The following is a 10,427-nucleotide window of genomic DNA, read 5'->3' as shown; positions in this document are numbered from 1 at the left end:
GGACCCTGGCCGACGGCTGGGCCTACGCCCGACTCTATGAGTCGACCCGCCAACGCAACGACGCCCTACCCGGCTGGCTGCACTTCTACAATCACCACCGCGCTCACTCCGCCATCGGCGGCCAGCCACCAGTCACCAGGCTGACCAACCTCCCTGGACATCACACCTAGTCGAGGCTGCGTGCGGCGAAGGTGTCGCAGGAGTCGGGGTTGCCGCTCTGCAGGCCGGTGGTGAACCACTTCTCGCGCTGCGCGGAGCTGCCGTGCGAGAACTGCGACTCGTCGACCCGGCCGCCACCCAGGTTGGACTGGATGTAGTCGTCGCCGATCCGGGACGCGGTGTCGAGGGCGGCGTCGATGTCGGACTGGTCCAGCTGGGTGATCAGGGGCTTCCCGGACGGGCCGGGCGTCGTCGTCGCGTGGTTCGCCCAGATGCCCGCGTAGCAGTCGGCCTGCAGCTCCAGACGCACCGAGCCGGAGGTCGGGCCGGTGTCGTTGCCCGCGCGGCGGTTGGTGCCGGTGAGGTTCTGGATGTGGTGGCCGTACTCGTGGGCGATCACGTAGGCCTGCGAGAACGGTCCGCCCTTCGCGCCGAAGCGGGTCTGCAGCTCCTGGAAGAAGGTGAGGTCGATGTAGATCTCGGAGTCGGCGGGGCAGTAGAACGGCCCGCTGTCCGACGTCGCCGACCCGCAGCCGTTGGTGCTGACCCCGCCGGAGAAGAAGTTCGTGCGCGGCGGGGTGAAGCCGGAGGAGAACTGGGTGGCCCAGTAGTCGTCGAGGGAGTTGACGACGGCGACGACACGGCAGTCCGTCGACGTGTTCGCCGACTCGCCGGTGGCGCAGTTCTGCTGCAGCGACGAGTTGTCCGCCGTCTGGCCGGTGCCGACCTGGTCGAGCCCGGGGTAGCCGCCGCCCGCGCCCATCCCGGACATGTCGACGCCCGCGAAGTTCGACAGCAGCAGGTACAGGATGACGCCGACGAGGCCCAGGCCGCCGCCCGCGCCCGCCACCCGGCCGCCGACCCCGCCGCCCCGGCCACCGCCGGAGCCTCGCAGGTCGTCCACGCCGGACGTGTCGAGCCGGGCGTTCTCGTCGAACCGCACGTCGTCCTCCCGAGATGAGACCGGGGGAATCCCACCACACCGCGTCGGACCGCACCGGCGCGGACGTCCCCCGCCACCCGTCAGGGTGTCCCGGGTGCGGCCCGCCACGCCGCGGCCGCGACGCCGTGCGCGGCACGGAAGCGGCGGGCGAAGTAGCCGGGGTCCGGGTAGCCGACCCGGGCGCCCACCTCGGCGACCGGGAGGTCGGTGGAGGCGAGGAGCCGCCGCGCCTCCCGCATCCGGCGCTCGGTGATCCACTGCTGCACGGTCCGCCCGGTCCTGCGCCGGACGACGGTGGTCAGGTGCCCGGGAGTCAGCCCGACGGCGTCGGCGACCTGGCGCAGCGACAGCTGGCCGGCGAACCGCTCCTCGACGACGGCGAACACCGCCGCGAGCAGCGGGTCGCCGGACTCGGCGGGCACGTCGTCGACGAGCCGCCCCAGAGCCACCAGCAGCAGGGTGAGGTGCGCGCGGGCGGCCTCGGCGTGACCGTCGCGGCGGCGGGTCAGCTCGTCGTCGAGGTCGGCGAAGCGGGCCCGCCAGGCCGCCCGCTCCTCGGGTGGGACCCGGATCCGCTGCCCGCCACCGCGGTGGCGTCCGACGAACGGCGCGAGCAGCGGATGGTCCTGCCAGGACACGGGCGCGACCGCCTCGGCCGGGAAGATCACCGACCACAGCTCGCCGGGTGGTTCGGCGCTCTCCCGGACATGGTCGACCACCGCGCCGGGGGCGATCACGAACGCGTCACCCTCGCCGAGCTCCCAGGCGCGGCCGTCGACCCGGTACGTGCAGGTGCCGCGGACGACGTGGACCAGCAGCAGGAAGTCGTGCGCGTGCGGCCCCCGTACCCGGGGCAGCGACCCTCCTGGCCCGTCGACGTGCTGGACCGCGATCGGCACCGGGGAGTGTGCGAAACCGACCAGCGGAACGCCCGAACTTCGTCCCAGCACAGCCACAGATAGTGCCTTGTAGGCAGTTCGTGGGCCAGGAAGGGTCGGTGACGTACACGAAGTTCGTCCGAGGGGAACCGATGACCACGCACGCCCACACACCCGCGCTCGTCAGCTCGCGGCTGCTCCCCGGCTACGACACCGTGGCCCGGCTCAGCGGCGCCGTCCCGATGTACTGGCGGCTGCTGGCGCAGGCGGGCATCGGCCCGCGGGACCGTGTGCTGGAGATCGGCTGCGGGACCGGGAACGTCCTGCTGCGCGCCGCGGAGGCCGTTCCGTCGGCCACCGTGCACGGCGTCGACCCCGACCCGGAGGCGATCGCGATGGCCCGCCGCAAGGCGGCCGACGCCGGCGTCGAGCTGAAGCTGCAGATCGGTGTGGCCGAGGACCTGCCTCTCGACGACGGCAGCGTCGACCGGGTCCTCTCCTCGCTGATGCTGCACCACATCGCCGCCGATGCCCGGGTCGCGGCGCTGCGGGAGGCGCGCCGCGTCCTGGCGCCGGGCGGGAGCCTGCACCTGGTCGACCTCGATCACGACCCGCGCACCGCCGGACGGATGCGCGTCGTCAACAGGGTGCTGTCGCTGCTGGCGCGCTTCGATCCGGCCCACCGCCGGTCCCGCCACGGCGGGCACGGCCACGGTCACGGCGGCCACGGTCACGGGGCGCAGCCGGTGCCGGAGCTGCTCGCGGCCGCCGGGTTCACCGATGCGGTGGTGGTCGGGCACGGGGCGACCAGGATGGGGCCGGTCACCTACTACCGCGCGGAGCGCTGAGAGGTCCCGTTACCCTCCCGAGCGGAAGCGTGGCAGAGCGGCCGAATGCACCCGCCTTGAAAGCGGGCGTCCGAAAGGACCGGGGGTTCGAATCCCCCCGCTTCCGCCATCTCTGACCTGCAAGGACGCAACCGCCGCGCGCTCCCGGCTCTCCGGGAACCCGCGGCGGTTGCAGTTGTGGCGGCATTCCGCCTTCTCAGACGGTCGTCGGCGGCCCGTCGGGCGTCTGCCAGAGCAGCCCGCCGACCCGTGAGGCGACGTCCTGTCGCACCGCTGACGTGAGGTGTTGGTACCGCGCAGCCATCGCCGTGTTCGACCAGCCCATCACGCCCATGACCGCCCGCTCGGTCACGCCGAGCAGCAGCAGGACCGTCGCGGCGGTGTGCCGAGCATCGTGCAGTCGCCGTTCCGGGACTTCCGCCGAGATGAGGAGCTGCTTCCAGCTCTTGTTATCGGTTCGAGGATGCAGGACGGTGCCGAATTCGGTCGTGAAGACGTAGTCGGTGTCCACCCACAGGTTGGCAGCCCGCACACGGTCGTTGTACTGCTCGTTGGCATGTTCCCGGAGCAGCTTGACGAGCGGATCGGGCAGGCCGATTCCCCGGCGGCCGGCCTCCGACTTCGTCTCTGCGGTCTCGGGCCGGAGCGCGAGTCGGTGAGGACAGCGGCCGGCCTGCTTTCGTCCGCACGTCCCGTCGCAGCCGTGAGCCCATTTTGGCCGTAGGCGATTGCGGCGGACGACGAGGAATCCGCCCATGAGATCGACGTCCTGCCAGCGCAGACCGAGGGCTTCACCCTGGCGCAGACCGAGCGCGAGAGCGACGGCCCATCGGGCACCGTTCCTCTCGGTCCCCGCGGCCTTGAGAATCCGTGAGACCTCGTCGACCGTGTAGGGCTCGACCTCGGTGGAGCGCACTCGCGGGGCCTTCGCGAGAAGGGCGGGATTCGTCGTGGCGTGTCGCCGCCGGACGGCCTCGTTCAGCGCCGTACGAATCGTTCGGTGCACCTGGTGAGCGGTGCCGGGCGCGGCCCCGTTCCGCATCATCTTCTGATAGAGCCGTTCGAGGTGCTCCGGTTGCAGCTTGTCCAGCTTGTGTGCGCCGACGCCGGGAATGAGGTGAATCCGGATCGCCGTCGAGTACGCGTCGCGCGCGTTCGGGCTGATTGCGGGCGGGGCTGCGACGGTGTCCAGCCAGTGCCTCAACCACTTCTCGACGGTCCAGTTCGCCCCGGGCTGCGCGACGGTGCCGGCGTCGCGGTTCTTCTCCAGCGCACGGACCTTCTTCGTGACGGCAGCCTGTGTCTTCCCGCGTACGTGGCGGCGGTCGGGGCGGCCGTTGTCCTTCGTCCCGACGGTGACGTATCCGTGCCACGATCCGTCGCTGCCGAGGTAGATGCTGGACCGGCCGTTGGCGTTGCGGGTGCGCTTCTCGCGGGTCATGTCCGGTCCTCTCAGGCAGCTCGGTGCTTGGCGACGAGCCGGGCGGTGAAACCGGCGATGGCGTCGGCGTGGATGCGTCGGAGTCGTCCGATGAGGACGGACTCCAGCTCGCCGGTGCGGACGTAGGAGTACGCGGTCGTCTTCCCGATGCCGAGCTGTTCTGCGGCCTCCTCGACGGTGAAGAGGACTCGTGCCGGCCGGTGTGCGGGCTCGGGCTCGCGGGGTGCCGGCTGGTCGGCCATGAGGGTGGCGAGCTGCGCGAGGAGCTGCCCGATCTGCGCGGTGCGGTCGTCGGTCATCGGGCACCTCCACCGGTAGCGGTTACGTCGGTTACAGCGGTTACGTGCCTGGTCAGGGGCGTAACCGACGAACGGGGTGTAACCGCGGCGTCGGTTACGGGTGTCTGCTCGGGAGGGTCGTCGGATGAGGGCTCGACAGAGGGCGTAACCGTGGGCGCGGTTACGCGGTCGGGATCGGTTACGCCTCTGACCTGCGATGTAACTGGTGTAACCGCGGTAACCGCACCGGATGGGTCGGGCTCGGTGGCGGGTGGGAGGTAGCGGGCGAAGGCGTCGGAGAGTGCGCCGTCGACGTGGTAGCCCTTGGTGACGTGTCCGCCGATGCGCAGTGGGCCGGGGCGGACGCCGTAGCGGGCCAGCTCACGGGCGAGGCGGCGGGCGTCGAGGGGGCGGCCGTCGAGGTCGGCCCAGCCGGCTTCTTCGTCGGCGCAGAGCCGGCCGATGATGTCGCTGGTCGCCATCCGCTCGGCTTCGTGGGCGGTGAACAGGGCGCGCAGGTCGGCGAGCAGCCGGGTCCCGACCGAGGTGCCGGTCTCGGTGGCCTGCCCGACGAAGTGCACGGCGGCGGCGCGGGCGGTGTCGGGCCAGTGCCCGCCGGCGAGGTCGGCGATGGCGAGCAGGGGTTCCCAGACCTCGGCGGCGCGGTCGGTGACCTGTTCGGGCATGACCGGCTCGGCTCCGACGAGGTGGTCTTCGCCGACCCTGTCGAGCCAGGCGGCGAGCTGCTCGCGTAGCGGCGTCGCCTCGTTCTCGACCCGGCGCTCGCGGAACGCCTCGGCGCGTTCGTGCGGGGCGCGGCGGCGCATGTGGACGGTGATCGCTCGGGTGGTGATGGTGGCGGGCATGGCGCCGGCGATCCCGGCCAGCGCGACCGGGGCGAACACCGGGAATCGCTCGACTTTCATCCGGGAGGCGTCGCCGACGCAGCGGGACACGGTGGCCGAGCGCTTGTATCCGGAGTTGAGCAGCCCGCGCAGGTCCTCGTTGTTCCCGCCGCCCTTGGGCGAGAACACGGCGTCGATCTCGTCGAACAGCAGCGTGACCGGGCCGTCGCAGAGCATCCGGAAGATGGCTGCGGTGGTGATCGAGATGGTCATCTCGGGCTTGCGGACGAGGTACTGCGCCACTTCCAGGACGCGGGTCTTGCCGGAGCCGGGCTCGGCGCTGTCGAGGATGAGGCGCGGGGTTGTGTAGAAGTGCTGGACGGCGTGGGTGTGGGCGTACCAGAGCGCCAGCATCGGGGCGGTGTGCCGGTCGGGGAACACCGAGAACCGGGAGACGAACGCGGCGACCTGGTCGAGCAGCTCGGCCGGCGCGATGGCGGGCAGGTCCGGGACGGCGCGCAGGCCGGCGGGTGTGGTGCTCATGCCGACCGCCGCCCCTCGCTCTGGGAGCGAGTGCTCAACAGGGTGGGCAATTGGCGGGGCCGGCGGGCGCCGTAGCCGAGTCCGGACGCGATCGTGGCAGCGATGTCGGCGGCGGTGCAGTCGCACGGACCGTCGACGATGTGCCCGGCCGCAGCGGTCAGGTCCGCGGCGGCCTGGTCGTGGTCGAGCGCCCCAGCGCCGACGAGCTGTCCGAGGGCGCGGGCGGCGGTGAACACCGCGGCGTTGTGACCCCCACGCCCGGCCGCAGCGACCTGCTGCAGCTCCGCCCGAACGACTGCCGACACGTAGGCCCCGGCGTCGCGCGGCTCGGTGGCGGGCCGCTCAGACGGCGCTGAGATGGCCGTGGCGGGGCGAACGGACAGGTGCCAGACCAACCACCCCGGCAGCGGGGGCGGGTCGGTGTCGTCGAGCAGTTCGTAGGAGCCGTTCGGCAGCCGGCTGCCGGGGGCGAGCACCTGCCCGCCGTGCCCGCGGCTGTCGAGCATCGGTCCGAGCGTGCGGGCGGTGTTGCCGAGCCGGGCCGTGGGGGCCCGGAAGTACAGGTGCCGGCCGCCGGACGGTGTCGCGACGGTCCAGGTGTCGGGCAGTCCGCCCCGGCCGGCGGCGAGGCCGGCGAGCACGGCGGTGCCGTCGCGGGTCTGGTCGGGGTCGGTCGGCTTGGGGGTGTCGCAGTCGATGACCAGGAGCCGGGAGGGGCCGCAGGCGATGCCGGCGTTGTGGTCGGGGTGGGCGGTGAAGTAGTCCACGATGGTCTCCGGGTGAGTGGTGGCGCGGGACTCCCACGCCGGGATGGCGGGCTGCTTGCGGCCGGGCAGGACCGGGAAGAGGTGCCAGCCGCGGGCAGCGAGATCGAGCCAGCCGGCGAGACGAGCACGGGCTGCGGGACTGCCGGAACGGTCACTCTGTGTCGACATTCGGGCTCCTGATTTCGGCATGGGTCTAGCGCCGCAGCACCCGGGTGGATGCTGCGTGGAGGGGTTTCCGGGTGTGTTTGCCCTGGTGGCGCTAGGTTGCTAGCGGGCTGATCAGATGTGGTGTGGCGTGCTAGCGGCGGGTGCTAGGTCTAGCGGGGCTCACTGCTAGTCGCACCGGCCGCCGCGCCGTTCCGTCTGACTACTCGGTGTCACCGTCGGTGCCGGTGCGGCGCCGCCGTTCTGCGGTCTCCCACGCGGTCGTGATGGCGTCGCGGTGGTAGCCGCGCCGGTTGCGCCCGTCGCCGGTCTGCGGGTCGGTCCCCCACACCTGCTTGGGCTCGACCCCGTACGGGCGCAGGGCGGCGGCGAGCGTCGCCGGGGTGGTGCCGGTGTAGGTGGTCGGCCACTGCTCGACCAGCCGGGCGGCGATGACGTCGGACCACAGCCGGTCCTCGCCCGGGGCGAACACCGCGGCCACGTCACCGAGCACCGACCGCGACGGTCCGCCGGTCTGCTCCGTTGTCTCGCCGACGGCGTGGCCGGACAGGGTGCCGGCGGCCTCCCGCAGCGCGCGGGCGCGCGCGGCGATGGTCTCCGCAGCGGGTGCGTCGATGTAGGCCGAGCGCACGATCTGCGGCTCGTCGGCGGCGCCGACGAGGTAGCCGATGCCCTTGTCTTTGGCAGTGAACGTGGTCGCCCGGATGCCGTTCTTGTAGGCGCTCGTGCCGAGCACCATGTCGTTCTCGGTCTGGCCCATCACCCGCAGGCAGAACCGGGTCCCGACGTTCGCGCTGACCCCGGTGGGCAGCGACTTCGCGTCCGGGCGCTGCGTGGCGAGGATGAGGATGATCCCCATCGCCGGTCCGCGCTTGATGATGCCGGTCGCGAGCCGGTCGGCCTCGTCCTTGAAGTCGGGGTGGGAGAACAGCTCTTGGCACTCGTCGACGGCCAGGACGATCGGGAACAGGCCCAGGTCGCGGCGCCCGGAGATCTGCGGGGTGACCTTGTTCTCTGGGCACAGCTCCCGCGGCAGCTCTCGGATGCGCTTGGCCCGGGTGTTGAGCTCGGCGTAGAGCTCGCGCAGCGACTCCATGGCCAGTTCCAGCGTGGCGTCGTCGGCGCCGGAGGCGTAGCGGTGCGCGCACCCCTCCATCGGCGACAGGTCCCCGGTGCCCTTCAACTCGAAGATCCGAAGCTGTGCGGTCGGGTCCAGGGCGCAGGCCAGCAGCAGCACCCGCAGCGCGAACGTCTTCCCCACCCGTGGCATCGCCCCGATCAGGACGTTGGAGAACATCAGCAGCAGCGACACCGACCGGCCGCGCTGGTCGGCCCCGAACGGCACCGGCTTGAACAGGTCGACCTCGCCGTGCGCGGCGAGCGGCCACGGGCGCGGGCGGGCCTGGCTCATGTCCTGGTCTCCCACCCACAGCACGAGACGGCCGGCGTGGGCGTCGTGCGCGGGCTCGGGCCACACACAGCCCAGCGGGCGGCGCAGGCCGGACGCGAGCCGGTCGCGGCGCTCGACGATGTCGGTCACCGTCACCCCGAACGGCAGGTCGACGTCCGCGCGCCAGCCCGGCCCGTCGCGGGTGATCGGCGCGGGGAACGTGATCCCGTTCGGCCCCTTCGCGAGCGCCTTGTTCATCTCGCCCAGACCGAGCGCGCCCAGGGCGCGGACGACCATCTCCGAGGTGAGCCGCGTCGGCCGGTGGGTGACCACCGACCGCCCGGTGACCGGCTTGTCGGCCGGCGACCCGACCCAGCCGAGCACCAGCACCCCGGCGACCAGCAGGACGGCGAGCAGCCACGGCGGGGCGAAGGTCCACAGCGCCACCAGGGCACCGGCGCCGCCGAGCACCGCGGCGGCGAGCAGCCGGCGCCGGACGGTGATCCGCTCGGCCCGCGCTGCGGTCAGGCGCAGGTACTGGTCCGGCTCACCGGAGCGGATGGCCTGCTCCCGCAGCGGGCGGGACTCGGCGTCGCCGGCCCACCGAGCGGCGCCGGCGACCGCGGTCACCGCGCCCCGCGGGGCGCGGGCCGTGAGGCGGGCGGCGTAGAGGGGTGCGCGGACGGTGTGGAACCCGGTGGAGTGCCACGCCCACCCGGCGGCCCAGCGGGCGGCGGCCGCGATGTCCTCCCGGCTGCGCAGCCACGGTTCCACGACCGGGCGGCGGGACACCTCACGGCGCCACGGCAGCGCCAGGTCCGTGCCTGCGGGCGGGTCCACAGCGACGTGCTGGACGTCGGTGTCGTCGACGATCTCGCCGTCGACCACCGTCGGGCGGGCCGAGCGCTCGACAGGGTCGGCCGAACGCGGGCGGAAGTTCAGCACCCGGGCGCCGGTCCCGTCGTCGTCGTGAACGGTGTCGGGCGCGGGCTCGTGAACGGCCCCGGTCGCCGGTGTCTGCTCATCGGTGTTCGGTGTGTGCGGGTGGTCGGCCATCACGCAGCCACCTCCTCGCCGGCCACCGGCCGGCGGTCGTGGGAACGAGCGGAGTCGATCGAGGCGGGCGCAGCGCGCAGGGCGGCGGCGACCTTGACGCTGGTGCCGGCCGAGCAGCCCGTCACCTGCCGGCACCACGCCGGGGTGACGTCGACCTGCTCGTCGGCGTCCCGGGCGCTGTCGAGCGCTTCGGACGCGGCCCGGACGTAGTCGGCCAGCAGCCGACGCGGCCGGGCCGCCGCCTTCCGCCTGCCACCGCCGCGCGACGCCCGTACCGGTGCCGCCGCGATTCGCGGGGCGGACTCGGCGACCGGCTCGTGAACGTCCGGCTCGGCCGAGTCGTGAACCACCGGAGTCGGCTCGGCGGTCGGGGCCGGTCCGGCGGTCACCGCGCGGTGCACGGCCTCGGTCAGGCGGTCACGCAGGACCGGGCCGGTCTCGGCGGTCGCGAACACGACCAGCGGCGGGACCGAGTGCAGCACCACCCCCGCTGCGGAGAACGGCGCGTCGCCCAGGCCCCACGAGGTCCAGGTGTTCATGACGTAGGTGGCGGCGAAGGTCAGCCACTTCGTCCGCCGTGCCCAGGTCGGCAACGCGACCTGGTAGCGGGCGGTGACCTGCTCGGCGCGCAGCACCGCGAGCAGCACCAGCGACACCATCGGGTCCAGCAGCCACGCGACCCACCACGCGGCCGACCACGTCGGAGCGCCGGCGGCGGCGAAGCTCTGGACGTTGACCATCGTGAAGGCCAGACCGAGCACGATTCCGGCCCACAGCAGCCCGTCCACCTGCGCACGCACTCGCTCGACCCGCAGCGCGATCACGTCCGGATCGGTGGTCAGCGCTCGTACCCGGGCAGCGTCGGCGGCCTGCTCGGCGAGGCGCTCCACCGCGGCGTTCATCGGACACCCCGCGACGAGACGCGGACGACGTCGTCGGGGCCGGCGAGCATCCGCGCCACGGTCACCCCGGCGATCAGCGCCGGGACGCCGAGCACGATGACCCACGCGACCGGGTCGGCCGAGAGTTTCACGACCGCTGTCAACGGCGGGTTGGGAGTAACCCCGTAACGACGGATTGGGACTGACCCCCTTGTCGGGTGTTCAGTCGTTGC

At 72.8% G+C, this 10,427-nt stretch carries 11 protein-coding genes and 1 tRNA gene; 3 read left to right on the top strand and 9 right to left on the bottom strand.

Going from position 1 to position 10,427, the window contains the following annotated elements; translation table 11 throughout:
• On the top strand, nucleotides 1–170 hold a 170-nt coding region (locus FVA95_RS26035), incomplete at its 5' end, for an integrase core domain-containing protein (protein ID WP_149662779.1).
• Here the strand turns inward: FVA95_RS26035 and FVA95_RS26030 are convergent.
• The gene (locus tag FVA95_RS26030) at nucleotides 167–1,102 is read right to left on the bottom strand and encodes a neutral zinc metallopeptidase (RefSeq protein ID WP_149666485.1); all 936 of its coding nucleotides are present in this window, start codon (nucleotides 1,100–1,102) and stop codon (nucleotides 167–169) included. The two genes, FVA95_RS26035 and FVA95_RS26030, sit on opposite strands and share 4 nt — an antisense overlap.
• 80 nt (nucleotides 1,103–1,182) lie before the next feature.
• Complete coding sequence (locus FVA95_RS26025; RefSeq protein ID WP_240051740.1) at nucleotides 1,183–2,001, bottom strand: AraC family transcriptional regulator; 819 nt, start codon at nucleotides 1,999–2,001, stop codon at nucleotides 1,183–1,185.
• A gap of 131 nt (nucleotides 2,002–2,132) precedes the next feature.
• Here FVA95_RS26025 and FVA95_RS26020 point away from each other — a divergent pair, with 131 nt between their 5' ends.
• Entirely contained in the window at nucleotides 2,133–2,828 is a 696-nt protein-coding gene (locus FVA95_RS26020; protein ID WP_149666483.1) for a class I SAM-dependent methyltransferase, read from the top strand.
• A 23-nt stretch (nucleotides 2,829–2,851) separates the two neighbouring features.
• A tRNA-Ser gene (locus FVA95_RS26015) sits at nucleotides 2,852–2,937 on the top strand.
• Nucleotides 2,938–3,024: 87 nt separating this feature from the next.
• Here FVA95_RS26015 and FVA95_RS26010 read toward each other — a convergent pair.
• The 7 genes from FVA95_RS26010 to FVA95_RS33580 form a co-directional block, all read right to left on the bottom strand.
• Complete coding sequence (locus tag FVA95_RS26010; RefSeq protein WP_149666482.1) at nucleotides 3,025–4,269, bottom strand: site-specific integrase; 1,245 nt, start codon at nucleotides 4,267–4,269, stop codon at nucleotides 3,025–3,027.
• A gap of 11 nt (nucleotides 4,270–4,280) precedes the next feature.
• A complete protein-coding gene (locus tag FVA95_RS26005) occupies nucleotides 4,281–4,568 on the bottom strand; it encodes a helix-turn-helix domain-containing protein (protein WP_149666481.1) in 288 nt (95 codons plus the stop codon).
• On the bottom strand, nucleotides 4,565–5,935 hold the full coding sequence (locus FVA95_RS26000) for a DUF3631 domain-containing protein (RefSeq protein WP_149666480.1): 1,371 nt from the start codon (nucleotides 5,933–5,935) through the stop codon (nucleotides 4,565–4,567). The genes FVA95_RS26005 and FVA95_RS26000 overlap by 4 nt, the downstream gene beginning before the upstream one ends.
• Nucleotides 5,932–6,870: a bifunctional DNA primase/polymerase gene (locus FVA95_RS25995; protein ID WP_161992452.1), complete on the bottom strand. Its 939-nt coding sequence runs from the start codon at nucleotides 6,868–6,870 to the stop codon at nucleotides 5,932–5,934. Before FVA95_RS25995 ends, FVA95_RS26000 begins: the two co-directional genes overlap by 4 nt.
• A 199-nt stretch (nucleotides 6,871–7,069) precedes the next feature.
• Nucleotides 7,070–9,313 (bottom strand): FtsK/SpoIIIE domain-containing protein, encoded by a 2,244-nt coding sequence (locus tag FVA95_RS25990; RefSeq protein ID WP_205015993.1) that lies wholly within the window; start codon nucleotides 9,311–9,313, stop codon nucleotides 7,070–7,072.
• On the bottom strand, nucleotides 9,313–10,215 hold the full coding sequence (locus FVA95_RS25985) for a hypothetical protein (RefSeq protein WP_149666478.1): 903 nt from the start codon (nucleotides 10,213–10,215) through the stop codon (nucleotides 9,313–9,315). Before FVA95_RS25985 ends, FVA95_RS25990 begins: the two co-directional genes overlap by 1 nt.
• Nucleotides 10,212–10,346 carry a hypothetical protein gene (locus tag FVA95_RS33580; protein ID WP_255474695.1) on the bottom strand — a complete coding sequence of 45 codons (135 nt, stop codon included), beginning with the start codon at nucleotides 10,344–10,346 and terminating at the stop codon, nucleotides 10,212–10,214. The genes FVA95_RS25985 and FVA95_RS33580 overlap by 4 nt, the downstream gene beginning before the upstream one ends.
• Between the last annotated feature and the right edge of the window lie 81 nt (nucleotides 10,347–10,427).

It is taken from the genome of Pseudonocardia sp. EV170527-09, assembly GCF_008369905.1.
Lineage (GTDB): Bacteria > Actinomycetota > Actinomycetes > Mycobacteriales > Pseudonocardiaceae > Pseudonocardia.
The sequence above is the reverse complement of the archived record's forward strand: the minus strand, read 5'-3'. Positions and strand labels throughout refer to the sequence as shown.

What these genes read in the sequence shown, in the direction of transcription:
- FVA95_RS26005 (WP_149666481.1), bottom strand. Translation starts at nt 4,568, where the DNA reads ATGACCGACGACCGCACCGCGCAGATCGGGCAGCTCCTCGCGCAGCTC.
- FVA95_RS25985 (WP_149666478.1), bottom strand. Translation starts at nt 10,215, where the DNA reads ATGAACGCCGCGGTGGAGCGCCTCGCCGAGCAGGCCGCCGACGCTGCC.
- FVA95_RS25990 (WP_205015993.1), bottom strand. Translation starts at nt 9,313, where the DNA reads ATGGCCGACCACCCGCACACACCGAACACCGATGAGCAGACACCGGCG.
- FVA95_RS26000 (WP_149666480.1), bottom strand. Translation starts at nt 5,935, where the DNA reads ATGAGCACCACACCCGCCGGCCTGCGCGCCGTCCCGGACCTGCCCGCC.
- FVA95_RS26020 (WP_149666483.1), top strand. Translation starts at nt 2,133, where the DNA reads ATGACCACGCACGCCCACACACCCGCGCTCGTCAGCTCGCGGCTGCTC.
- FVA95_RS25995 (WP_161992452.1), bottom strand. Translation starts at nt 6,870, where the DNA reads ATGTCGACACAGAGTGACCGTTCCGGCAGTCCCGCAGCCCGTGCTCGT.
- FVA95_RS26010 (WP_149666482.1), bottom strand. Translation starts at nt 4,269, where the DNA reads ATGACCCGCGAGAAGCGCACCCGCAACGCCAACGGCCGGTCCAGCATC.